Origin of the sequence: Ruegeria sp. (assembly GCF_040830605.1) — a bacterium.
GTDB lineage: Bacteria > Pseudomonadota > Alphaproteobacteria > Rhodobacterales > Rhodobacteraceae > Ruegeria.
In genome coordinates, this window is the sequence record NZ_JBFOMD010000012.1 from 147,411 (window position 1) to 171,912 (window position 24,502).

General features: G+C 63.0%; 21 protein-coding genes. 3 read left to right on the plus strand and 18 right to left on the minus strand.

Annotation, left to right across the window (positions count from 1 at the left end; genetic code table 11):
- Positions 1–111: 111 nt before the first annotated feature.
- The gene (locus AB3N21_RS17455; RefSeq protein WP_367936418.1) at positions 112–864 is read right to left on the minus strand and encodes a cytochrome c biogenesis CcdA family protein; all 753 of its coding nucleotides are present in this window, start codon (positions 862–864) and stop codon (positions 112–114) included.
- A 116-nt stretch (positions 865–980) separates the two neighbouring features.
- Between AB3N21_RS17455 and AB3N21_RS17460 the strand changes: the two genes are divergently transcribed.
- A complete protein-coding gene (locus AB3N21_RS17460; protein WP_171180208.1) occupies positions 981–1,214 on the plus strand; it encodes a sulfurtransferase TusA family protein in 234 nt (77 codons plus the stop codon).
- 40 nt (positions 1,215–1,254) lie between these two features.
- Here AB3N21_RS17460 and AB3N21_RS17465 read toward each other — a convergent pair whose 3' ends face one another.
- The 6 genes from AB3N21_RS17465 to purC all read right to left on the minus strand — a co-directional run bounded on the left by AB3N21_RS17465 (position 1,255) and on the right by purC (position 9,572).
- A complete protein-coding gene (locus AB3N21_RS17465; protein ID WP_367936419.1) occupies positions 1,255–4,053 on the minus strand; it encodes an Rne/Rng family ribonuclease in 2,799 nt (932 codons plus the stop codon).
- Between the two features lie 553 nt (positions 4,054–4,606).
- Positions 4,607–5,941 carry a sigma-54 dependent transcriptional regulator gene (locus AB3N21_RS17470; RefSeq protein WP_171180212.1) on the minus strand — a complete coding sequence of 445 codons (1,335 nt, stop codon included), beginning with the start codon at positions 5,939–5,941 and terminating at the stop codon, positions 4,607–4,609.
- Positions 5,942–5,956: 15 nt separating this feature from the next.
- Entirely contained in the window at positions 5,957–7,735 is a 1,779-nt protein-coding gene (locus tag AB3N21_RS17475) for an ATP-binding protein (RefSeq protein WP_367936420.1), read from the minus strand.
- A gap of 36 nt (positions 7,736–7,771) precedes the next feature.
- Positions 7,772–8,440 carry a phosphoribosylformylglycinamidine synthase subunit PurQ gene (gene purQ / locus AB3N21_RS17480; protein ID WP_367936421.1) on the minus strand — a complete coding sequence of 223 codons (669 nt, stop codon included), beginning with the start codon at positions 8,438–8,440 and terminating at the stop codon, positions 7,772–7,774.
- A 53-nt stretch (positions 8,441–8,493) separates the two neighbouring features.
- Positions 8,494–8,724 (minus strand): phosphoribosylformylglycinamidine synthase subunit PurS, encoded by a 231-nt coding sequence (gene purS / locus AB3N21_RS17485; RefSeq protein WP_170430345.1) that lies wholly within the window; start codon positions 8,722–8,724, stop codon positions 8,494–8,496.
- A gap of 92 nt (positions 8,725–8,816) precedes the next feature.
- Positions 8,817–9,572, minus strand: coding sequence for a phosphoribosylaminoimidazolesuccinocarboxamide synthase (gene purC / locus AB3N21_RS17490; protein WP_171180222.1), 756 nt, complete (start codon positions 9,570–9,572; stop codon positions 8,817–8,819).
- A gap of 187 nt (positions 9,573–9,759) precedes the next feature.
- Between purC and AB3N21_RS17495 the strand changes: the two genes are divergently transcribed.
- Positions 9,760–10,080 carry a DUF1476 domain-containing protein gene (locus tag AB3N21_RS17495; protein ID WP_171180224.1) on the plus strand — a complete coding sequence of 107 codons (321 nt, stop codon included), beginning with the start codon at positions 9,760–9,762 and terminating at the stop codon, positions 10,078–10,080.
- A gap of 124 nt (positions 10,081–10,204) precedes the next feature.
- Positions 10,205–11,221: a betaine--homocysteine S-methyltransferase gene (bmt, locus tag AB3N21_RS17500; protein WP_367936422.1), complete on the plus strand. Its 1,017-nt coding sequence runs from the start codon at positions 10,205–10,207 to the stop codon at positions 11,219–11,221.
- A gap of 108 nt (positions 11,222–11,329) precedes the next feature.
- Here the strand turns inward: bmt and AB3N21_RS17505 are convergent, their stop codons facing one another.
- From AB3N21_RS17505 to AB3N21_RS17555, 11 genes are all read right to left on the minus strand, one after another.
- Positions 11,330–12,889: a trypsin-like peptidase domain-containing protein gene (locus AB3N21_RS17505; RefSeq protein ID WP_367936423.1), complete on the minus strand. Its 1,560-nt coding sequence runs from the start codon at positions 12,887–12,889 to the stop codon at positions 11,330–11,332.
- Positions 12,890–12,931: 42 nt separating this feature from the next.
- Positions 12,932–13,708, minus strand: a complete 777-nt coding sequence (locus tag AB3N21_RS17510) for an enoyl-CoA hydratase-related protein (protein ID WP_367936424.1) — start codon at positions 13,706–13,708, stop codon at positions 12,932–12,934.
- 76 nt (positions 13,709–13,784) lie between these two features.
- Positions 13,785–14,240 (minus strand): cytochrome c-type biogenesis protein CcmH, encoded by a 456-nt coding sequence (locus AB3N21_RS17515; RefSeq protein ID WP_367936425.1) that lies wholly within the window; start codon positions 14,238–14,240, stop codon positions 13,785–13,787.
- Positions 14,237–16,201 (minus strand): heme lyase CcmF/NrfE family subunit, encoded by a 1,965-nt coding sequence (locus tag AB3N21_RS17520; protein WP_367936426.1) that lies wholly within the window; start codon positions 16,199–16,201, stop codon positions 14,237–14,239. The genes AB3N21_RS17515 and AB3N21_RS17520 overlap by 4 nt, the downstream gene beginning before the upstream one ends.
- 76 nt (positions 16,202–16,277) lie before the next feature.
- The gene (locus AB3N21_RS17525) at positions 16,278–16,856 is read right to left on the minus strand and encodes a holin family protein (protein WP_367936427.1); all 579 of its coding nucleotides are present in this window, start codon (positions 16,854–16,856) and stop codon (positions 16,278–16,280) included.
- Positions 16,847–17,458, minus strand: a complete 612-nt coding sequence (locus AB3N21_RS17530; RefSeq protein WP_367936428.1) for a holin-associated N-acetylmuramidase — start codon at positions 17,456–17,458, stop codon at positions 16,847–16,849. The genes AB3N21_RS17525 and AB3N21_RS17530 overlap by 10 nt, the downstream gene beginning before the upstream one ends.
- 139 nt (positions 17,459–17,597) lie before the next feature.
- The gene (gene ccmE, locus AB3N21_RS17535) at positions 17,598–18,044 is read right to left on the minus strand and encodes a cytochrome c maturation protein CcmE (protein WP_367936429.1); all 447 of its coding nucleotides are present in this window, start codon (positions 18,042–18,044) and stop codon (positions 17,598–17,600) included.
- Between the two features lie 7 nt (positions 18,045–18,051).
- On the minus strand, positions 18,052–19,080 hold the full coding sequence (gene argC, locus AB3N21_RS17540; RefSeq protein ID WP_367936430.1) for an N-acetyl-gamma-glutamyl-phosphate reductase: 1,029 nt from the start codon (positions 19,078–19,080) through the stop codon (positions 18,052–18,054).
- Between the two features lie 93 nt (positions 19,081–19,173).
- Positions 19,174–19,983: a glutamate racemase gene (locus AB3N21_RS17545; protein ID WP_367936431.1), complete on the minus strand. Its 810-nt coding sequence runs from the start codon at positions 19,981–19,983 to the stop codon at positions 19,174–19,176.
- An 8-nt stretch (positions 19,984–19,991) separates the two neighbouring features.
- Positions 19,992–20,870, minus strand: coding sequence for a lysophospholipid acyltransferase family protein (locus tag AB3N21_RS17550; protein WP_367936432.1), 879 nt, complete (start codon positions 20,868–20,870; stop codon positions 19,992–19,994).
- 78 nt (positions 20,871–20,948) lie between these two features.
- Entirely contained in the window at positions 20,949–24,368 is a 3,420-nt protein-coding gene (locus AB3N21_RS17555) for an indolepyruvate ferredoxin oxidoreductase family protein (protein ID WP_367936433.1), read from the minus strand.
- Positions 24,369–24,502 lie beyond the last annotated feature (134 nt).

Sequence of the window (24,502 nt, forward strand, 5' to 3'; positions counted from 1 at the left end):
CAGCCTAGCGCAACAGTCGGACAGGTTTAAACCCATGATCTTCTTCTGTTTCCAAATATCCTCGAGGGGATTGGGCACAGCCCAATGGGGGGCAGACGCCCCCCTGCAACGTCAGCCAAGTGTCGCGAGGCCGGGGAAAGTCTCCAGCAGCCACCAGCTGAACTCGGTGAAGAGACCCGAAATCAGCATGACGCCGACAAACAAAAGCAGCGCCCCCATCGCCTTTTCGATCTTGCCCATATGCGGCTTGATCCGGTTCATCACGGACATCGAGCGGTTGAGGAACATCGCCGCCAGCAGGAACGGAATGCCCAGCCCCGCCGCATACACCCCTAGCAACAGCGTTCCCCGCGCCACCGAGGCCTCGGACGCCGCCAGCGACAGAATCGCACCCAGCTGTGGGCCGATACACGGAGTCCAGCCAAACGCAAAGGCCAGCCCCAACAGATAGGCGCCAAAGACCGAGCCCCCGGCATCCCCGGTTTCTATCCGCGCCTCACGGTCCAGCAACGGAATGCGGAAAACACCCAGAAAGTGCAGCCCAAAAACGATCACCACGGCACCTGAGATCTTGGCGAAAAGCACCTGATTTGACAGCACAAAGGCGCCAAAAGCCGAGGCGGTGAACCCCAGCAACAGGAACACCGTCGACAATCCCAATACGAAAAACAGCGCCGTCAGTGTCGCCTTGCGCCGTGCCCGGGCCTGATCCTGCATCTCGTTGATCGTCACCCCGCTCATATAAGCGAGATAGGGCGGTACGATCGGAAGAACGCACGGACTGAGAAAGCTGATAACCCCGCCGAGCATCGCGATGAACATGGCGGGCAGCAGCCCCGCGTCGATGATGTCTATTCCGAACATGTCTTTGCACATATGTCATCCGCGCAGCCGCGTCACGATGCCATGCGGTCACATCCTCGTGGTCCGCGAGGGGCCACCCGCTGGACAGCGACGGCGCGGACGAATATCTGCGGGATATGAGTGACGTGACCGAAACACTGGACGCGCTGGGCCTCTTGTGCCCCCTGCCCGTCCTCAAGGCCCGCAAACGGTTGAAATCCCTGCCGCAAGGGGCGCTGCTGCGCGTGCTGGCCGATGACCCGGCGGCAATCGTGGATGTGCCCCATTTCTGCGCCGAGGCAGGTCACGCACTGGTCTCGCAGGGTGAGGAAAACGGCCACCAGACCTACCTGATCCGCAAGGGCGGATAAGGAAAAGGCGGGCTTCCAGACCCGCCTTTCATTCGCTCGCCTAGTTTCCCAGCGACCACCATCCGCGCCGTTTCGGCTTGGGCGGTTCCGCCGGTTGCGCAGGCTCTTCAGCCACGGTTTCCAGCACCGGCTCGGCCTCCTGCGGGACTTCGGCCGCTTCGGGCTCTGCAACCTCTTCCTGAGGCTCCGCCGCCGGTTCGGACGGCTCATCCTCGGGCGCGGCTTCCGATTGCTCAGCTGCGGCCGCAGGCTCTTCGCTGGCTTCAGCTGCCGGTTCTTCCTCGACGACGGCCTCTGCAGCCTGAGCCTCCTCAACCGGCGCCTCCGCCATCTCTGGCTCGGTCACGCTTTCCGCATCAGGCTCCTCAGCAGGTGCAGCGGAGTCCTCGGCCTCAACAGCAACCTCTTCTTTCTTCGCCTTGCTCTTGCCGCGCGACGAACGGCGCCTCTTGGGCTTGGGCTTCTCAACCGGCTCATCCTTATCCGTCGCAGCGTCGGCGTTGGCCTCTTCGCCCGCTTCATCCTCGGCAGTCGCACTTTCGTCCTGCGCTTCGGTCACCTCGGGCGTATCTGCTCCGCCACCACCTTTCTTGCGGCGACGGCGGCGGCGCTTGCGCTTGGGCTTGGGCTCCTCCTCGGACGGAACCACTTCTTCCTCGACCTCGTCGGCAGCATCGACCTGATCCATGATCGAGGCATCCACCGACACCACCGGCGCGCTGGCCACCGGCACCACCCGGCTGGCGGTCTTGAACTTCTCCATCGAGAAATCGGGGCTCACCAGATGGATATCGCCCTCGATCCGCACCGAGAGGCCATAACGCGCCTCGATCTGCGCGATATGCTCGCGCTTCTGGTTCATTAGGAAGTTGGCGATACCGACCGGACAACGCACCAGCACCTCACGGCTCCGGCGGCGGGTGCCCTCTTCCTCGATCTGGCGCAGGATGGTCAGCGCCATGTTGTCGTCCGAGCGGATCAAGCCGGTGCCATGGCAGGACGGGCACGGCTGCGTCGTCGCCTCGATCATGCCGGGGCGCAGACGCTGGCGGCTCATCTCCATCAGGCCAAAGCCCGAGATCCGGCCCACCTGGATGCGGGCACGGTCGGTCTTGAGCTTTTCCTTCATCCGCTTTTCGACCGCCGAGTTGTTCTTGCGCTCGTCCATGTCGATGAAGTCGATGACGATCAGACCGGCAAGGTCGCGCAAACGCAGCTGGCGCGCCACTTCCTCGGCAGCCTCCAGGTTGGTCTTGAGCGCGGTTTCCTCGATCGAGCCTTCCTTAGTGGCCCGTCCAGAGTTCACGTCGATCGCCACCAGCGCCTCGGTCACGCCGATCACAATGTATCCGCCGGATTTCAGCTGCACGGTCGGGTTGAACATCGAGCTCAGGTAGCTTTCCACCTGATAGCGCGCGAACAGCGGCAGAGCCTCTTCGTACCGCTGCACGTTCTTGGCGTGCGACGGCATGATCATCTTCATGAAGTCCTTGGCGATGCGATAGCCCGCCTCGCCCTCGACCAGAACCTCGTCGATATCGCGATTATAGAGGTCGCGGATCGAGCGTTTGATCAGGTCGCCCTCTTCATAGATTTTCGCAGGCGCGATGGATTTCAGGGTCAGCTCGCGGATCTGCTCCCACAGCCGCTGGAGGTATTCGTAGTCGCGCTTGATCTCAGCCTTGGTCCGCTTGGCTCCAGCCGTGCGGACAATCAGGCCCGCGCCGCTGGGCACGTCGATCTCGGACGCGATTTCCTTGAGCTTCTTGCGGTCGGCCACATTGGTGATCTTGCGGCTGATGCCGCCGCCGCGGGCGGTGTTGGGCATCAGCACGCAGTAGCGGCCCGCAAGCGACAGATAGGTGGTCAGCGCCGCGCCCTTGTTGCCGCGCTCTTCCTTGACCACCTGCACCAGCAGCACCTGGCGGACCTTGATGACTTCCTGAATCTTGTAGCGGCGCGGGCGCGGCTTGCGCGGCGGCCGGATATCCTCGCTGTCGTCTTCGTCCGCAACGGATTCGATGCTGTCATCCTTGGACGAGGCATCGGCGCGAGCCTTGTCCTTGTCGTCCTCGCCATCATCGTCATCGTCGTCGCCTTCGTCGGCGTCGCCGTCGCTCTGGTCGGTGGTGTCGGTCCCGGCATCTTCGCCTGCAGCTTCCGCTTCGGCTTCTTCTCCCGAAGCAACCTCGTCACTCTCTGAGGTTGCGTTTTCTGCGGCTTCCGTTTCGCCGCCCTCATCCGATGCGGTTTCGGTAGTTTCTGAGCTTTCCTCTGAAGAGGCATCCGCTTCAGCGGCGTCAACCGGTTCCTCGACCGGCGTTTCCGCCACCAGTTCCATCGGCGATGTGCCCTCGGGCACATCATGATCTTCGGCCTCGTCACCATCGGCCAGATCAATGGTTTCCATGCCGCTGGGTTCCGACGAAACATCCTTAGTCTCGACCGGATCGTCGGTTTTCACATCGGCCGCCTTGGTCCGCGAACGCGACCGGCGTTTGGATTTCGGCTTGGGCTCGTCCGCCTCGTCGCGCGCCTTCATCGCCTCGGCGTAGGCACGCTCCTCCTCCATCAGCGCTTCACGGTCGGCGACGGGGATCTGGTAGTAATCCGGATGGATTTCTGAAAAGGCGAGGAACCCGTGGCGGTTGCCGCCATAGTCCACAAAGGCCGCCTGAAGCGAGGGCTCGACCCGTGTTACCTTTGCGAGATAGATATTTCCAGCAAGCTGGCGCTTGTTTTCGGATTCAAAGTCGAATTCCTCGACCTTGTTGCCGTCCACCACCACAACGCGGGTTTCCTCCGCGTGGGTGGCATCGATGAGCATTTTCTTTGCCATGTGTCCTTGGTGCACCGCGCCAAATGCGCTGACCTGCCCGGTCCGGGTGGACCGAGTGTTTTGGGAATGTCGCGTTCGGGACGGTGTCTTGTCTGGGCGATATCGGACGGCGCGCGGCAGGGTCTGGCACTCTGGCCCCCTGCTCGTTCACTCAATGGTTGCGCGCGCGTCATCGCGGTTCTTCTCCGACAGGCGCGGAAGATGCCAGCGCCTGCCCATTTATTCCTCTCACCCGGAACTCCGGGAGAAGGCACACTATTGCCCCGAAACCGGGGCACAATCGGTCCGCTTTGCCGTCTCAACGGTCATCGCCAACTGCGGCAGAGCAGCGAAACTCAAGAACGGGGCTTATGGGACATCAATCGGGCCCGGCCCGTCGGTACACAATAAGGGGAGAGTTGTGGAAAAGACAATGGCCAAATCCCGCCTTACGCGATTCCACTGACGGCGGCGCGCGCCTACCTCTTCCTCTTGCCAGAAACATTCCGGGTGTATTGGCCCAAGGGGCCAGGAGGGGCTGGCTCCCTCCTCCACCCTGACGGTCTACCCGCCGTCAAAGGTAATCCGACCGCTGCAGGCCGTATTTGGCCATCTTTTCGTTCAGCGTCCGGCGCGGCAGGCACAGCTCCTCCATAACGGACGCGATTGAGCCCTTGTGACGGCGCATGGTGTTGTCGATCAGCATCCGTTCGAACGCCTCGACATATTCCTTCAGCGGCTTGCCTTCGGTGGTCATCACCGGCTGCATCTCTTCATGATCCGACATCAGGAGCGAGGCGATGGTGCCCGATCCGCGCCGCGCCTGCAGCACCGCACGTTCGGCGATATTGATCAGCTGACGCACATTGCCCGGCCAGGGCGCCTGTAGCAGTTGCGCCGCCTCTTGCGCGGAAACCTGCGGCGCGTCACAGCCATATTCCTCAGCGAACTGCTCGCTGAGCCGGGTGAACAGCGTCAGGATATCCTCGCCCCGCTGACGCAGCGGCGGCATGGTGATGCGCAGCGCGGCCAGACGGTAGAAGAGGTCCGGGCGCAGCGCGTCCTCGCAGGTCTTGCCTGCCTCCTGCAGGTTCGAGATCGCCACGATCCGGGTCTCGGCAGGCGTGCCCTGCTCGTTCATCACGCTCAAAAGCCGCGCCTGCAAGGTGTCGCTTAGCGCCTCGATATCCTCCAGCACCAGCGTGCCACCGCGTGCCTCTTCGATGGCGGGCAGTTGCGCGTCTTCGGGTAGCATCGGACCGAAAAGGCGTTTGGACAGCGTCTCTTCCTCAAGTGCCGCGCAGGAGATCAACACGAACTTCTTGCCCGCCCGGCTGCCCACTGCGTGCAGCGCATGGGCCACCAGCGTCTTGCCGGTGCCGGTCTCGCCGTCGATCAGTACGTGACCGTCGGCCTGGCCCAGATCCAAAATGTCCTCGCGCAGACGCTCCATCACCGGGCTGGCGCCGATCAGCTTGTTCATGATCTGCGCCCCGCCCGACAGCTCGCGGCGCAGGGCGCGGTTGTCCAGCGTCAGGCGGCGGGCGTTGCTGGCGCGTTTGGCCAGTTCCGACATCCGGTCCGGGTTGAAGGGTTTTTCAAGGAAATCGAACGCACCCACGCGCATCGCCTCGACCGCCATCGGCACATCGCCATGGCCGGTGATCATGATCACCGGCAGGGTGCTGTCGGCGCCCATCAGCTTTTTGAGGAACTGCATCCCGTCCATGCCCGGCATCTTGATGTCCGAGATTACGATGCCCGGATATTCCGGCCCCAGCACCTTGAGCGCCTCTTCCGCACTGGCAAAGGTCTCGGTGTCGTAGCCGGACAGGGCGAGCCATTGGCTGATCGACTGGCGCATGTCCTGTTCGTCGTCAACAATGGCGATCTTCATGGCCTGTGCCATAGTCATTCCTCGTCTTTATTCAGCGGCCTCAAGGCCATCTTTCTCAAGTATCGGCAGCTGCATCTCGAACACCGCGCCCCCATGTTGCGCGTTCCGGGCCGTCAGCCGCCCTCCGTGGTCGTTCACGATCCCGGAGGAGATGGCAAGCCCCAGCCCGACCCCGTCCCCCGGCTGCTTGGTGGTGTAGAAGGGCTCGAACAGGCTCTCGATATCCTCGATGCCATGGCCGTTGTCGCGCACCGTCAGGATCGCGGTTTCGCCCGCCGCCAGGATGATTTCGACATCCGGGTCCGCCACCGATTTGGTGGCATCAAGCGCATTGCGCAGCAGGTTGACCATGACCTGTTCGATCCGCATCCGGTCGCCCATCACCAGCACCGGTTCCTCGGGCAGGATTTGGGTGATCTTGACCTGCCGCTGGCGCAGCTGCGGCTCCATCATCGACAGGGACGAGGCCAGCGCATCGCCAAGATTCACGGGGCTGAACGCATCCGCCCCCTTGCGCGCATAGGACTTGAGCTGCCGTGTAATCGCCCCCATCCGCTCGATCAGTCCGTCGATGCGGCCAAAGCTCGCCAACGCCTCTTCGGGGCGGTTGCGGCGCAGCAGCAGGCGCGCACCTGCCAGGTAGGTCTTCATCGCCGCCAGAGGTTGATTCAACTCGTGGCTGACCGCCGCCGACATCTCGCCCAGAGCGGCCAGTTTCGAGCTTTGGGCAAGGGTTTGCTCGGCAACTTCCAGCGTCTTTTCAACCCGTTCCCGCTCAGCAATTTCCCGCTGTAGCCTGGCATTAAGTGCGCGAAGCTCCGCCGACTCGCGCTGGAACAACGCCATTCGCAACGCCGTTCGGCGGCTGAGCGCATAGAAGGCCAGCGCCAACAGAATCGCAAAGCCCATGATTTCCAGCGCCAGCACCCCGTTTACCCGCTCGCGGATCGACGCGTAGGTGGTGAATGAGGTCATCTGCCAGCCGCGGAACGGAATGCGGGTTTCCATCCGCATCACTGCCTCGCCCTGCAGGTAGGCATCCGCGGGAACCGCCGTCCAGTCGGTAGTGGCCCGGATCGCGCGCTGGATGGCGCTCTGTGCCGGCTGTCTGAGAAGAGCCGCGTTTTCCTCCAGTCCCCGCCATTGCGGCTCGGTCGACAGAATGATCGTGCCGGTACTGTCGGTGACCATCACCGCATCCGAGATACCGGCCCAGGCGCGCTCGAACTTGTGCAGGTCCACCTCCACCACGATGACGCCCAGCACCCCCGCACCAGCCTCGAGCCTGCGGGCATAGGTAAAGCTGTACCCGCCCGCCTCGCGCGGGATTACCGAGAAAATCGTGGCATTTGAGCGTACGGACTCGACGAAATAGGGTGCACCGCGATGCATCTCGCCCAGCCGGTTGCGATCCGTTGCGGCCACACTCCGCCCATCCCGGTCCAGCAGCATCAGCGAGGCGGCGCCGATCTCTTCGACAAAAGAGATCAGCCGCTGGGTCGACAGCGAGAAATTGTTCGATTGCAGCGCCGAAATCAGCGTGGGATCGCGCGCCAGAAGCTGCGGAACGATGGCATTGCGCCGAAGTTCGCTCAGCAGGTTGCCGGAATAGAGCGCCAGCCGCAGCTCTGCCCGGTTGCGGGTGCTTTCGGTAAATCTGTTCGTCAGCAGACGATTGGTGATCCAGACGGTCGCGGCAGTCGCCACCAGCAGCACCGCAACCACCGTCCGCAGCCGCCAGCCAATAGACCCGGCCTGCAGCCAGGACCAGCGCGACGGGCGCGCAAGATGTTCGTCTGCACTCATGGCCCGAAGCTAAGCTGCCGGGGCCCGCTACTCAAGTCACGCGGGCGTCAGAACACCCGCCAATGCGCGGAAGAGCGCCGCCCCGTCGGTGCCGCCATGGCCCGGATCAGCGGCGCGCTCTGGATGCGGCATCATCCCAAGAACGCGTCGGTTTTCAGACAGGATACCGGCAATATCGCTGCACGACCCGTTCGGATTCTCGGTATAGGTGAACGCAATCCGGTCCTGATCGTGCAATGCGGACAATGTCGCCTCATCAGCGAAATAGTTTCCGTCGTGATGGGCAATCGGAATGCCAATCACGTCGCCCGCATTGTAGCCTTCGGTAAAGGCGCTGGCCGAGGTCTCGACCTTCAGGCCCACGGTGCGGCAGATGTACTTAAGACCCGCATTGCGCAGCAAAGCGCCGGGCAGGATACCGGTCTCGGTCAGGATCTGAAAGCCGTTGCAGATACCCATGGCATAGCCTCCGCGCTCAGTATGCTCGACCACCGCCTTGCAGATCGGCGATTGCGCCGCAATGGCGCCGCAGCGCAGGTAGTCACCATAAGAAAACCCGCCCGGCACCCCGACGATGTCCACGCCCGCGGGCAGTGCCGCATCCTTGTGCCAGACCATCTCGACCTGAAACCCGGCCTGCTCAAAGGCCACGGCCAGATCACGATCGCAGTTAGATCCGGGGAATACGACAACGGCTGCACGCATGGCAGAACCTCCTGGGTCTCAAATTCGGGGATGACGGAGATGCCGCCCGGGCATCAGACCAGCTCGATCTCGTAGCGCTCGATCACGGTGTTAGCGAGCAGCTTTTCACACATCTCGGTCACATCCGCCTCGGTCGCACCCTCAGCCAGTTCCAGGTCGATCACCTTGCCCTGACGCACGCCTTCGACCTTGTCGAACCCCATGGCCCCCAGCGCATGGCGCACCGCCTCGCCCTGCGGGTCCAGCACTCCGTTTTTGAGCATCACATGCACCCGTGCCTTCATCTCGTCTCGTCCCTCAAGTCTGCAAAGAAGCCCATGCCGCTTCTTCTTGCCAAAAATACGCAAAACCCGCGCCCGCCACCGGGCGCGCGGCCTCAGTTGATCAGCGTGGGCTTGGCTACCGCGCTTTTAGGCATCACGCCCAGACGCCGCGCCACCTCGGAATAGGCGTCGGTCAGATTGCCCAGATCGCGGCGGAACACATCCTTGTCCAGCTTCTGCCCGGTCTCGATGTCCCACAGGCGGCAGCTGTCGGGGCTGATCTCGTCGGCCACCACCAGACGCTGAAAATCGCCGTCATAGATGCGGCCGATCTCGATCTTGAAATCCACCAACCGGATGCCAACGGCCAGCATCACCCCGCTGAGAAAGTCGTTGACCCGCAGCGCCAGGCTCAGGATGTCGTCCATGTCCTGCTGTCCGGCCCAGCCGAAGGCGGCGATATGTTCCTCGGTCACCAGCGGATCGCCAAGGCTGTCATCCTTGTAGCAGTATTCCACAATCGGGCGCGGCAGCTGGGTGCCCTCGGCAATGCCCAGACGCTTGCTCATCGAGCCGGCGGCATAGTTGCGCACGATCACCTCAAGCGGGATGATCTCGCAATTGCGCACCAGTTGCTCGCGCATGTTCAGGCGGCGGATGAAATGGGTCGGCACACCGATCTGGTTGAGACCGGTCATGAAGAACTCGCTCAAGCGGTTGTTGAGCACACCCTTGCCCTCGATCACGTCCTTCTTTTCCGCGTTAAAGGCGGTGGCGTCGTCCTTGAAATACTGCACTATGGTGCCCGGCTCGGGGCCTTCATACAGGATCTTGGCCTTGCCTTCGTAAATCTTCTTGCGACGCGCCATGAGCGACCTTTCCAGTCTGAGGTGAGGGAATGAGTCCCTCTCCGTGGGGCCCTCATAGTCCAAGCCCCCCTGTCTCGCAAGTTCATGCGACCCGAGGGGCTTTGACGCAGCGCAAATCCCTTGCACCGGGCGTCCCGTACAGTCATATCATCAGGAAAGAAGTTGTAACCCACGAGGTCCCCAACCAATGACCACATTCGACGAACGTGAAGCCGCGTTTGAAAACAAGTTCGCGCATGACGAAAAGATGCAGTTCATTGCACGGATGCGCCGAAACCGCTTTATGGCCGTATGGGCCTCGACCCTCAAAGGCGAACCTGTTGAAAAAGCTCGGGATTATGGTCAGGAACTGGTCCGCGCCGACCTGCAGAACGTCAGCGAAGACGATGTCGTGGAGGCCGTGAAGGGTTACCTGGGTGACCTCGCCGATGAAGCGAAGATTCGCGAGAAGATGGCCGAGCTGCTGGTCGAAGCCAAAGAGCAGGTCATGTCAGAGGCCGAGATCTAAGGTTTCCTCTGCCCTCCTCATGATCTTCATGAGATTTATGAATTTGCTTTGACACCCCGTCCGTGAGAGACGGGGTGTCTCACATTTGGCACCCTACGGGTGCCGTGCATCGGGATTCAGAAAAATGACCAACGCCTTTGCATCCATGCTCGACAGCCATGATGTCATCCTCGCCGATGGCGCAACCGGAACCAACCTGTTCCAGATGGGGTTGCAGTCGGGCGATGCACCCGAGCTTTGGAACACCGACGAGCCGGACAAGATCATCGCACTCTATCGGGGCTCGGTCGATGCGGGCAGCGATCTGTTTCTGACCAACACCTTCGGCGGCACCGCCGCCCGGCTCAAGCTGCACGACGCACAAGACCGGGTGCGCGAGTTGAACCGCGCCGGGGCCGAGCTGGGCCGCGCCGTGGCCGACAAGGCCGGGCGCAAGGTGATCGTGGCGGGTTCGGTCGGCCCGACTGGCGAGATCATGGAGCCGGTGGGCGCCCTGACCCACGCCACCGCCGTCGAGATGTTCCATGAACAGGCCGAGGGGCTGAAAGAGGGCGGCGTCGACGTTCTGTGGCTCGAAACCATCTCAGCACCGGAAGAATTCCGCGCTGCCGCCGAGGCGTTTGCCCTGGCCGACATGCCCTGGTGCGGCACCATGAGTTTCGACACCGCAGGCCGCACCATGATGGGCGTGACCTCGTCGGATCTGGCGCAGTTGGTTGAGACCCTGCCCAACCCGCCGCTGGCCTTCGGCGCCAATTGCGGTACCGGCGCGTCGGACATCCTGCGCACGGTGTTGGGCTTTGCAGCGCAAGGCACCAAGCGCCCGATCATCTCCAAGGGCAATGCGGGCATTCCGAAATATGTCGATGGCCACATCCACTATGACGGCACACCCGAACTGATGGGGCACTACGCCTCCATGGCGCGGGATGCGGGCGCCACGATCATCGGCGGCTGCTGCGGCACCATGCCGGACCATCTGCGCAAGATGCGCGAGGCGCTGGACACTACCGCGCGCGGCGAACGCCCGACACTGGATCAGATCACCTCGGCGCTGGGGCCGTTCACCTCGGCCTCAGACGGCACCGGTGATGAGGCCGCAGTCCCCGAACGGCGAGGCCGCCGTCGCCGCCGGGCCTGAGGCGCCACATTCGACACCGGGCACCAAGGCGTTTGCAAACGCCTTGAAGCGGTTTCGAAACCGCTTAAGCCGCTTCCAAGCGGCTTCCTGGCCCTGAATTCAACGGACTTACTGACTTTCGACCGCAGCGCCTAGCAGGGCCCGGACCTGTGCCACCGGCACTCCGAGGTTCGAGCCGCCGAATTCCGGGATGATCGCCGCGTTCACCGCCACCACCTCTCCCCGCAGGTTCAGGACCGGTCCGCCGCTGCCGCCGTGAGTGGTTTCGGCGTCATAGACCACCGCCGCCCCGGTCGCCTGTCCGACGATGCCCCGGCTGGACAGGGGCGACATCCGTCCCGCCTCGGATAGACGCGCGGCCACCTGCCAGAACCCGGTCTCACCCTTCTCACGCAGCGCCTCGACAAAGGCCTCACCCGATTGCGCCAAGAGCGACATGAGCCCCGTCGGATAGCCCATCACCAGCACCTCCTGCCCGGGCAAGGGCACCTGTCCGGCCAGAGACAACCCCTCGGGCAACACCTCCTCGCCCACCGGCACCAGCAGCGCCAGATCGGCGGTGTCGCTCAATGCCCTGACCGACAATTCCATCGGGCCGACACGGTCCGGGAAATAGGCGACAAAGCGGATCATCACCGGCTCCATCGCCGCACCGCCCATGCGCACCCCGGGCTCATCATCCCAGGGCCGCGCCACATGACGGTTGGTGACGATCACGCCTTTGTCGCGCAGCACAAAGCCGGTGCCGTTGAACTGCACCTCGGCCACAGGTCCGTTGCCTTCGACCGACAGCATCGGCCGGCCGTTGGGCAACCGCATCGGCACTCCATCTCCGTCCACGACCTGCCGCAGCATTTGCTCGCTTTCGCGATGGCGCAGCCCGTATCCGCCCTGCAGGAACGCCACCGAGTTCGCTGCCCCACCGATCACCCGCATCTCGGCACCCGACCGTGCCTCAAGCGTTTCCAGCCGCTCGGCATTGACCAGTAGCCGTGCGCGCAACTCCTCTTGCAAGGCTGTCAGATCGCCGGGCCGGATCGTGTCGCGCTGGGTCTCGGAGAGCGCCGCCGCCACCGCGTCGACCTGAAACTGGCCGCTTTCGATCTGCGCACGCAGGCTCCGATCGGTCCGGAATTGCAGCGCCACCGCGATGGCCAGCGCCACCAGAGCCGCTAGCACCCCCACCCGAAACAGCAGGGCGCCATCCGAGGTCACCCGCCCGGCCAACCCAGCGCAGGCCCCCATGGCACGGCGCGGCAGCGACCGGCGGCTGCTGCGCAGGTAGGACACGGTATCGCCCAGAATTTCTCCAATGGTTGGCTTTGGCCGGGTCTGATCGTCGTAGACCCGGAACCGGGACAGCGGGCCGGTCTCGCCAAATTCAATCATGTCGCCCCGCGCCAACGGCGCCTGCATCACCTGCTGGCGGTTGACCCACAGTTCGGCCCCCTCGGCGGCATCGACCGAGAATCGCTCTCCATCGCGCAGGACCCGCGCCATATGTCGCCCCTCGGGCAGTTGCGCACCGGGCAGCAGAACGCGCAGGCCGCCATCGCCGTCCAGCCAGATGTCCATGGCATCGGAGGTGATCCAGGAATAATGGCCGCGATTGCGTCCGGTCAGATGTTCCAGAACGGCGGCGCAGGGGCTGGGCGTCGGGGCGGTCATGTCGTCCACATGACGGCCCCTCGGCCCGCGTTTGTCAACGTCTCAACGACCTTCGAATTTCGCGGGCCGCTTTTCGAGGAAGGCCACCACGCCCTCGGAAAAATCACGCGTGCGGCCGCACTCGCCCTGCAAATGCGCCTCGGCCGCGAGTTGGTCCGGCAAGTTCCGGTCATACGTCCCCCGGATCGCCTTTTTGATTGCTGCGAATCCGGCGGTGGGGCCGTTCGCCAGGTAGGCGGCCCGCTTGCGCCAATGGGCGTCGAAATCTTTATCGGCCACCGCCTCCCAGATCAGGCCCCAATTGTCGGCCTGCCGGGCGCTGATCTTGTCGGCAAAGAGCGCGGCGCCCATTGCCTTGGCCATGCCCATCTGGCGCGGCATGAACCAGGTGCCGCCCGCATCGGGCATCAGACCGATCCGCGCGAAGGCCTGCAGGAAATAGGCGCTTTCGGTGGCGATCACCACATCGGCACATAGCGCCAGATTGGCCCCCGCCCCCGCTGCCGGGCCGTTCACCGCCGCAATCGTCGGCACTGGGCAGTCGTAAACGGCTTCGAGCATCGGCTCATATTCATCCCGCAGCGACCGCTCCAGATCGATCTTGCCGGTGCTCGAAGCATCGCCCAGATCCTGACCGGTGCAGAAGGCGCTCCCGGCTCCGATCAATACGACGGCGCGGGCATCCTGCGCGGCGGCATGCATGGCGTGAGTGATCTCGGCCCGCATCTGCGCAGTCAGCGCGTTCATCTTGTCCGGACGGTTCAGCGTCAGGACGGCCAGAGCGCCGTTGATGTCGAGCCTGATGGTGTCATACTGCATGGGAAGCCCCCTCGCCTGCATTCCGTTTGGCGGCAAACTGGCGCAAGTTGACGTCCGGGGAAAGTGGAACCGCGCGTCACTCGTCGAGAATTTGGCGCAGACGCTCTTTCTCAGCCTCGCTCAGCGCGGCGTTCTCCTGCCCCGCAGGCGCCCGCGCCCGGGCGCGCAGATAGCCCCAACCCACACCTGCCGCGATCAGCAACATCACCGGACCCGCCAGCCACAGAAACCAGTTGGCACCCGATGTAGTGGGTTTCAGCAGCACATATTCGCCGTAACGGTCGACGATGAAGGCCATCGCCTCTTCGTCGCTGTCCCCGGCCACCAGTCTCTCGCGCACCAGCAGGCGCAGGTCACGGGCCAGATCGGCATTGCTTTCGTCAATGCTCTCATTACGGCAAACAAGACAACGCAGTTCCTTGCTCAGCTCGCGCGCGCGTTCCTCAAGCACCGGATCGTCCAGCACCTCGTCCGGCTGCACCGCCCAAAGTGGGCTGGCCAGCAGAAGAAGGATGACAAGCAGGCGTTTCATTCCGCAGGCACTCCCTTGGCGGGGGTCTTGCGTGCGCCCGCGGCTACGCGGAATCGCCGGTCGGACAGGCTGAGCGCGCCGCCAAGCGCCATCAGGATCGAACCGGCCCAGATCCAGTTCGCGAACGGTTTGATGTAGGTCCGCATGGTCCAGCTGCCGTCATTCTGCCGGTCGCCGATCACCACGTAGACATCGCGCAGGATGCGGTAGTCGATGGCCGCCTCGGTCGTGGGCATCCGGGCCACCGGATAGTCGCGTTTCTCAGGGTTCAGCGTAGCGATCTGGCGCCCGTTGCGTTCCAGCTTCACGAAGCCCATGGTCGAATAGTAATTCGGCCCCTGCACCCGCTGCACATCCTCGAGCGTCAGGGTAAACCCGCCCACTTCGAACGGCTCGCCCATGCGGGCAACACGGATATCCTCAACCTCCCAGGCCATCAGCCCGGCAATGGCGAACATGGTGACGCCCAACCCGGTATGGGCCACCGCCTTGCCCCAATCGGCGCGCGGCAGGCGCATCATGCGCCGCAGGCTGCCCTTGCGCCCGGTGCGGCTCCAAAGGTCGATCACGGCACCAAAGGTGATCCAGGCCCCCAGGAACAGCCCCACCGGCCCCAGCGCACTGCGTTCGGTCTGCATCGCCCAGACCAGCAGTGCCAGCGCCAGCGCCAGCCCGAAGGCGTAGCGCAGCGACCAAGTCACCCGGCCGAGCTTGCCCCGTTTCCACGGCAGCATCGAGCCCAGTGGCAGGATGATCCCCAGCGCCACCATGAAGGGCGTGAACGCCGAGTTGAAGAACGGCGCACCGACCGAGAGTTTCCGGCCAAACCCCATCTCGGCCACGATGGGCCAGAGGGTGCCGAAGAACACAACGAAACAGCTGACCGCCAGCAGGATGTTGTTCACCACCAGCGCGCTTTCCCGGCTGACCGTGCCAAACACGCCCTTGGCCTCCATCGCCTGCGCGCGTGCTGCAAACAGCGTCAGTGCGCCGCCGACAAAGATGGCGAGGATGACAAGGATGAAGATGCCGCGCTCAGGGTCGTTGGCGAACGCATGGACTGAGGTCAGCAGGCCCGAACGGACGATGAAGGTGCCGACCAGCGAAAAGCCGAAAGCGATGATCGCCAGCAGGATGGTCCAGCTTTTCAGCGCCTCACGTTTTTCTACCACAATGGCCGAGTGTAGCAGCGCCGCCGCCAGCAGCCAGGGCATGAACGAAGCGTTCTCGACCGGGTCCCAGAACCAGAACCCGCCCCAGCCGAGCTCATAATAGGCCCACCACGATCCCAGCGCGATACCGATGGTCAGAAACACCCAGGCCGCCAGTGTCCAGGGCCGCACCCAGCGGGCCCATGCGGCGTCCACGCGCCCCTCGATCAGGGCGGCCACTGCAAAGCTGAACGCCATGCTCAGACCAACATAGCCGAGATAGAGGAACGGCGGGTGGAACGCCAAACCGGGGTCCTGCAGCAACGGGTTCAGGTCCTGCCCGTCAAAGGGCGGCACCGCCACCCGCAGGAACGGGTTGGACGTAAAGAGAATGAAGGCGAAAAACGCCACGGCAATGGCCGATTGCACCGCCAGAACCCGCGCCTTCAGCGACGGCGGCAGCCCGCCCCCGAACCACGCCGCCATGGCGCCGAACAGGGTGACGATCAGCACCCAGAGCAGCATCGACCCCTCGTGGTTCCCCCACGCACCGCTGATCTTGTAGAGCATCGGCTTGGCCGAGTGGCTGTTCAGCACCACCAGCCGCAGCGAGAAATCCGAGGTGACAAAGGCCCAGACCAGCGCCCCAAAGGCAAACGCGGTCAGAAAGAACTGCGCATTGGCGGCTGGCTCGGCCACGGCCATCCAGCCGGACCAACGTTTATGGGCGCCAACCATGGGTACCACCATCTGCACGATGGCGACCATGAAGGCGAGGATAAGGGCGAAGTGACCAAGCTCTGTAACCATGGGCCGAGGTATAGTCCTCTGCCCTCGCGGGCGCCAATCACTTTCGCCACATTCCGGCGCACATAGTGTCGCGGTCTCAGGCGCGTTTCAGCTTGCGCCAATCCTCCAGCGCCTTGTTTTCATCCGGCTGCACCGCCGCCAGTTGCAAACCCGCATCCGGGCCGGGGTCGGCTACACCGGGGCTATCCGCGCGCATCTCGCGCAGGGCGGCGATATTGGCCATCACCTGCGGCGCCCGCGCCATGGTCGTGGCCAGATCGCGCTGCAAATCCTGCGCCTTGGCCTGATGCCGCGCGCCGAAATAAAAGGACACGATGACGCCCAGCAACCACCAGAGCGGCTCGGGCACCAGTGCGATGCCCTGCATCCTCTCAGCAAACCACAAGGGATCGACCATCGCCGCCACGAAAAGGCCCAGCGTCCCAAGCGCCAGCGCCGGGCGTGGCAGACGGTTGAGCCCGTCCATGAACCGGTCAAATCCTCCCTGCCTGGGCACCGCAAACTCGCGGCCCAGCTGCGCCATCGCCTGCCCCTGCATCTGTGCCGCCCGCTGCGCCCCGGCGTCGGCGTTCTCGCGGAACACCTCCGCCGTTTCGCGCACCACATTGCGCCCGCCGCCAAAGAGCAGCCCCAGAACGCCCGCAATCAGCCCCATGCTGACACCCTCCTCTGAAACTCGGCCTCGCTCATCCGGTAACGCTGTGACATGAACTCCTCGGCGCGCCTGATCCAGCCACCCTTGCCACCCGCCCGGGTGCGGGCATATTTGCGGCTGGCGGGCCGTCGGTCGGCCAACCGGAAATAATAGTTCCGCCGCGCCACCCCGTAAGCATCCCGTAGGGCCACCGCATCCGGTACTGCTGCCGCTCGCACGGCGCGCAGGGTCTGCGGCCCGATCACCCCGTCGACCGACAGCGCATAGCCCATCTCCCGCAACAACCGCTGCAGGATCTTCACCGCATAGCCCCCCGCATTCACATACATGTCAAAGAGCGACGCCTGCAGCGCGCCCGGCATCTCACCAATGCGCGGCCGCGCGAAATAGTGATCCAGAAAAATCTCCACCGCCTGCGCCCGGCTCAGCGACCGCACATCGGCCACATCCACGCGCCCGTCACCGGTCAGATCAAGCCCCAGCCGACGCATCGTGTGGATGGTCACACCGTATTTCGTCGCGCCGCCCGGATCGTCGGGGTCATTCACAAACCCGCCCTCCCGCGCCACGATCCCTTCCGCAATCTGCCGTACCGTCTGCATGAACCAATCTCCGCCACCTCACGGAAAACCGTCCAACAACATGATTACTTCGCCGCAAACGAAAAGGGCGCCGCTTGCGCAACGCCCTGACTTCATCTTTTTGAAATACTCCCGCCGGAGGTACGCGGCGCAGCCGCGTTCAGCTTCCCTCGGCCTCTTGATACACGCCCTGCTCCTTGAGCGCGTCCACGACCTCTTTCGGCATATAAGTCTCATCGTGTTTCGCAAGTATTTCAGTGGCTTCAAAGACACCATTCACGTAACTTCCGGTCCCGATCATACCCTGATTTTCGGCAAAGAGGTCCGGCAGAACACCGGTGAACACGACGGGCACGCTTTCGCCGCCATCAGTGACCGAGAACCGCACGGTCTCGCCCTCGCCGCGCACCAAAGTGCCTTCTTCCACCAGGCCACCGATCCGGAACACTTCGCTTGGCTGCGGCGGCTCGGCGATGATCTGGCTTGGTGCGCGAAAAAAGTTGATGCCGTCACGCATCGCATACCCAATCAAACCGGTCGCCAGCACAAGGGCCACCACGGCCAGCAAGATCACCTGTATGCGACGTCGTTTCTTGAGCGATTTCATGTCGTCCTCACGGGAATAGCGGGGCCATCATCAGACCCGTCGTTTCAGGCTCACCTAACATCAGGTTGGCGTTCTGCAAGGCCTGCCCGCTGCTACCTTTTGTCAGGTTATCCAGCGCGCCGATCACGATGGCGCGCCGCTCAATCCGGTCTGCGGCGACCCCGATATGGCAGAAATTCGAGCCCCGCACGTGGTGGGTCGAGGGCGTCTCGCCAAAGGGCAGCATCCGGATGAACGGCTCATCCTCATAGGCCGCGCACAGAGTTTCATAGACGCTCTGCGGATCGCCATGCACGTAAGTCGTCGCCAGAATGCCCCGGTTGGCCGGGACCAGATGCGGCGTGAACTGCACCTGCACGGTGCGGCCTGCGATCCTGGAGAACTCCTGATCGAATTCGCCCAGATGCCGGTGCCTGCCACCGACAGCATAGGCGCTGTAACCCTCGCTCAGTTCGGCATGCAGCAGGTTCTCCTTCAGGCTCCGCCCCGCCCCCGAGACCGCGCATTTCATGTCGAGGATGATGTCATCGAGATCAATCACTCCGGCCGCGATCAGAGGCCGCAGCACATATTGCCCGGTGGCCGCGTTGCATCCGGTGCCCGCGACCAACCGGGCACCTGTGATTTCCTCGCGATAGAACTCGGTCAGGCCATAAACCGCCTCTTCCTGCTGCTCCAGCGCCACATGGGGGTTGCCGTACCACTTCTGATATTCCGCCGGATCGCGCAGCCGGAAATCCGCTGATAAATCAACGATCTTCAGGGTGTTGGGCAACGCCCGGATCACCTCTTGCGAGGTCTTGTGCGGCAGCGCGCAAAAGCACAGATCGACCTGAGAAAAGTCGATCTCGGAGATTTTGCACAGTATCGGCAAGTCCAGATGCCGCAGATGCGGAAACACCTGCGCCATGCTCTGCCCTGCCTTGCGTTCGGCGGCGAGTGCCACGATGTCCATATTGGGGTGCTCGGCGATCAGCCGCATCAGTTCCGCGCCGGTATAGCCAGAGGCGCCAAGGATTGCGATTTTGTGGGTCATGTCAGACCTCTTCTTTGGGATGTCACATGTCTTGACCGCCGATGTGACGGTCACGGGAATAAAAAAAGGCTATGAGACCGTCCTTGACCGAAGTCAGGCGGCCTGGAATGTGATTTGTCGTCGGAGGAACTGCGTCGCCCGGTCGCTGACAAAGCCCGGTTTGCCGGTGGTCAGAAAACCGCATTCGCCCTCGCCGTTCATGTCCGGATGCCGCTGCAGGTAATCGGCCAGACTGTCCGCCACCAGCGATCCCTGACTGAACACCTTCACATCCGGGCCCAACGCCTCTTGAAAGCACTGCTCCATCAGCGGGTAGTGGGTGCAGCCCAGAATGGCCGCTTGCGGGTGCGGCATCTTGCGTTTGAGCGCATCCACATGCGAGCGCACCAGCGCCTCGGCTAGGATCAAGTCGCCCTCTTCGATGGCATCGACCACGCCGCCGCAGCTCTGCGCCTCGACATCGACCCCAATGGCACGAAACGCCAGTTCCCGCTGAAACGCCCGGCTTGCCACCGTCGCAGGCGTCGCAAATAGTGCCACGTGCTTGACCTCGACCTCGCGCGGAGGGGAATTGTCGCCCCATTGCCGCTCGGTCAGCGCCTCGATCAGCGGCACGAACACACCCAGCACCCGTTTGCCCGGCGGCACGCCCTCTTCCTGCATCCGGCGCAGGGCTGCCGCACTTGCGGTGTTGCAGGCGAGAATGACCAGATTGCAGCCCCGCTCCCACAGGTCCCGCACCGCCCTGCGGGTCAGCTGATAAATATCCTCGGCATCCCGCACGCCATAGGGTGCGTGATCGCTGTCGGCGAAATACAGGAAATCCACGTCCGGCAGACGTTTCTGCGCGGCGTTCAGGACGGTTAGCCCGCCCAGACCGGAATCAAAGATGCCTACTGCCATTTGCCCCTTCAGGCGCGATGCCGTTCCTCGAATTCATAGCCGTAGTCATACGACTCCAGCGGCTCCGGGGACAGCTCATACGTGGCTTTGCGCAGAAAATCCATCATCTTGCGCGTGTCCTTGCGCATAGGGTCCAGAATGTCGCGCCCGATGGGCTCTCCGATCACCACTTTGACGGGCGTATCGACCCGTTTTTTGAACTCCTTGATCAACAGCCCCATGCGCAGCGTGCTGTGCAAGTGGCTGGCGATCTGAAAAAGGCGCGAGGTGTGGCCGTCGAAGAACACGGGCACCACGGTGGCGTCGGATTTGGCCACCATGCGCGCGGTAAAACCCCGCCAACCCGGGTCCATCGGGTGGGCAAAGGGCGTCACGCCGGTACTGACCGTGCCCCCCGGAAAGATGCCGATGGCGCCGCTCTGACCCAGATAGTCCAGGGCGGTCCGGCGGGTCTCGATGTTCAGCTTCATCGCCTCTTTCGTCCCATCAAACGAGATCGGCAGGATGATGCGGTTGATATCCTCGGCCTTGCGGAACACCCGGTTGGCGAGGATGCGGAAATCACCCCGGGTTTTAGACAGGATATGGCCCATCATCAACCCGTCTAGGATGCCATAAGGATGATTGGCGATCAGGATCAGCGGTCCGTCCTTGGGAATGTTCGACAGCGCCCCGCCGATCACCTCCAGCGTCAGCCCGTAGCGCTCGGCCATCACCGACCAGAAATCGCGGCCCCTGGCCACCTCACGCTCATACCCGTCAGCGCGCTTTATCAGGCGCAGCCGCCCGGTGGTGTTTTCCATCAGCCGGATCACAGCCCGCCCGCCTTTGGTGGCCGCGGAATGGGCGTACGTGATATCGCGGGCGATATGGCGGCGCGAGGGCATGGCGGTCTCCGAATTGCTGCCCGATAGATAGGGACAGGCAGCAATTTTGCATAGCCTTCGTGACAGGGCTGTGACGGTTTATTCCGCCGCCTTCTTCATCTCAGGCCCGCCCTGCCGGATCAGCCCCAGCAATTCCTCGCGCCGTTTCGCTGCCTTGGCCTCGTTCGCCATCTTCACCGGGCCAAAGCCTTTTATGTCCAGCGGCAGTTGGGCCAGCGCAGTAATTGCGTCGCGGGTCTCAGACGCGAGCTTCGGCAGAACCTCTTTCATGTCCTTTTCATATTGCCGGATCAGCGCCCGCTCCATCCGGCGGTCGGCGGAATAGCCGAAAATGTCCAGCGGCGTGCCCCGCAATCCCTTCATCCGCGCCATCACCTTGAGCGGTCCCAGCATCCATTCGCCGAACGCGCGTTTCTTGGGCCGCCCATCCGGCCCCTTGCCACCCAGAATCGGAGGCGCAAGATGCATCGTCATCTTCAGATCACCGTCGAACTCGGCCCTGGCCTTGTCGCGACTGTCGAGCAGCAGGCGCGCGACCTCGTATTCGTCTTTATAGGCGAGCAGCTTGTGATAGCCTTTGGCGACCGCCTCCTTCACCCCGGCATCCTCGATCCCATCAAGCAGCTTGGTGTAGCGCTTAGCCAGCCGTTTGCCCTGATACACAAGCAGATGATCGACCCGGAACGCGATCTTTTCGTCCAGCGATTTCGGCAGTTCGACCACATTGGGTTTGAGAACCTTGGCCACCTCTTCCGGGTGCAGCACGGCCCAGCGCCCGATCTCGAACGCGCGCTTATTGCGTTCAATCGCAGTGCCGTTCAACTCGATGGCCTGCACGATGGCCTCATGGGTGATCGGCAGCAGCCCCCGCTGCCAGGCTGCGCCAAAGACCATCATGTTGGAATAGATCGAGTCGCCCATTACTGCGCGCGCCAGATCCGAGGCATCGAACATGTCCAGCCGCTCTTTCAACCGTGCCTCCAGCGCCAGCGAGAGCCGCCCTGTGGGGATACGGAACTCGGTATCGCGTGTGAAATCGCCGGTGATGATCTCGTGGCTATTGACCACCGCGCCGGTGCGCCCGGTCTGGGTCAGGCCCAGCGTCTTGGCCCCGGCACTCACCACCAGATCACCACCGATCAGCGCGTGCGCCTCTCCGGTCGCCACGCGAATGGCCGAAATATCGTCGGGCTGGTTGGCCAGACGGCAATGGATATGGACCGCGCCGCCCTTCTGGGCGAGGCCCGCCATCTCCATCATGCCCGCGCCTTTGCCATCGATCTGCGCCGCCTGCGCCAGCACCGCGCCGATGGTCACCACGCCGGTGCCCCCGACCCCGGTGATCACCACGTTATGCGTGCCCTTGATCTTCGGCAGTTCGGGCATTGGCAAATCCGGCAGATCGATATCCGTCGTTGCCTCTTTGCGCAGCTTTGCCCCCTCAAGCGTCACGAAAGACGGACAGAACCCGTTGAGACACGAGAAATCCTTGTTGCAGCTCGACTGGTCGATGGCGCGCTTGCGGCCCAACTCGGTCTCTTTCGGCACGATCGAGACGCAGTTCGACTGCACCCCGCAATCGCCGCAGCCCTCGCAGATATCGGTGTTGATGAATACTCGCTTGTCCGGGTCCGGGAACGTGCCCCGTTTGCGGCGGCGGCGTTTTTCAGCGGCACAGGTCTGGATGTAGACGATGGCGCTCACGCCTTCGATCTCGCGATAGCGTTCCTGCACGTTCATCAGTTCGGCACGCTCATGGGTCTCGATACCCGAGGGCAGCGCCTTGAAGTTCACATCCTCTTTCTCGTCATAGACCACGGCGATGTGCTGCACGCCCATGGCCTTGAGCTCATTGACGATGCGCTCGGCGCTCAGCCCGCCTTCGTTCTCCTGCCCGCCGGTCATCGCGACGGCATCGTTGTAGAGGATCTTGTAAGTGATGTTGGTGCCCGCGGCCAAAGCCGCCCGGATCGCCTGCACGCCCGAGTGGTTGTAGGTGCCGTCGCCCAGGTTCTGAAACACGTGCTTGGTGGTCGAGAACGGCGCCTCGCCAATCCAGTTGGCGCCTTCGCCGCCCATATGGGTGAAGCCGTTCGATTCCCGGTCCATCCACTGCACCATGAAGTGACAGCCGATCCCCGCATAAGCGCGCGAACCCTCGGGCACCTTGGTGCTGGTGTTATGCGGACAGCCCGAGCAGAAATACGGCAGGCGCGAGGCGATCTCGGTCGCGTTGTCCGCCCGGCGCGCCTCAGCCAGCGCATCGAGCCCTGCGCGCACGCCATCGGTATCGTGCCCCTCTTCGATCAGGATCTTGCCCAGCTTCTCGGCAATCATGATCGGGTCCAGCGCACCCCGGGTCGGAAACAGCTCTTCGGCATGCATGCCGCCTGCCCCGCCCTTGTACCAGCCATAGACCCGACGGCCCCGGCGGTCGTCAAAGATAGCTTCCTTGACCTGTACTTCGATCAGCTTGCGCTTTTCCTCGACGATCACGATCAGGTCCAGCCCTTCGGCCCAGTCGTGAAAGCCCTTCATGTCCAGCGGGAACACCTGCCCGATCTTGTAGGTGGTGATCCCCAGCCGCTCGGCCTCATCCGCGTCGATGTTCAACAGCGACATGGCGTGCGCCAGATCCAGCCAGTTCTTACCTGCCGCCGCAAAGCCAATCTTGGCGCCGGGCTTGCCCCAGACCCGCTTGTCGATCTTGTTGGCGTGGCTGAACTCTTCGGCCGCAAAGCGCTTGTAGTCGATGATCCGCGCCTCTTGCGGGGTACGGTCGTCGATCAGGCGGATGTTTAGCCCGCCCTCGGGCATGTCAAATTTTGGCACCACCAGCTGCATCCGGTCGGGGCGGCCATCCACCACCGAGGTCACCTCGATGGTGTCTTTCATGGTCTTGAGACCAACCCATAGCCCCGAGAAGCGCGACAGCGCAAAGCCGTAAATGCCGTAGTCAAGGATCTCCTGCACGCCTGCCGGGCTGACAATCGGCAGATAGGCATCCATCAGCGCCCATTCGGATTGATGCAGCACGGTCGAGCTTTCGCCCGTGTGGTCATCCCCCATCGCCATGACCACGCCGCCATGCTGGGCAGTTCCGGCCATGTTGGCGTGACGGACCACATCGCCCGAGCGATCCACACCCGGCCCCTTGCCGTACCAGAGACCGAAGACGCCGTCATGCTTGCCATCGCCCCGCAACCCGGCCTGCTGCGAACCCCAGAGTGCGGTGGCCGCCAGATCCTCGTTCAGCCCGTACTGGAACAGCACGTCATTCTCGGCCAGCTGCTTCTGCGCCCGGTTCATCTGCAGATCGACCGCGCCCAGCGGCGAGCCGCGATAGCCGGTCACCAGCCCTGCCGTGTTCAGCCCCGCCTCAACGTCCCGCGCCTTCTGCATCAGCATCAGGCGGACCAGTGCCTGCGTCCCGTTCAGCAGAACCGGACTTTTGGACAGGTCGAACCGGTCGTTGAGTGAAATCTTCGGCTGACTCATCTGACGTCTCCCCTCGCCGGATTAGTGTGCGATATGTCCCTTCAATATTAGGTCATGATAACTGACCTGTATAGGTAATTTTTCCTGCTTCCGTAACGATTTCTCGGTTTGAATGTGGAAATTGTTACCTCTTT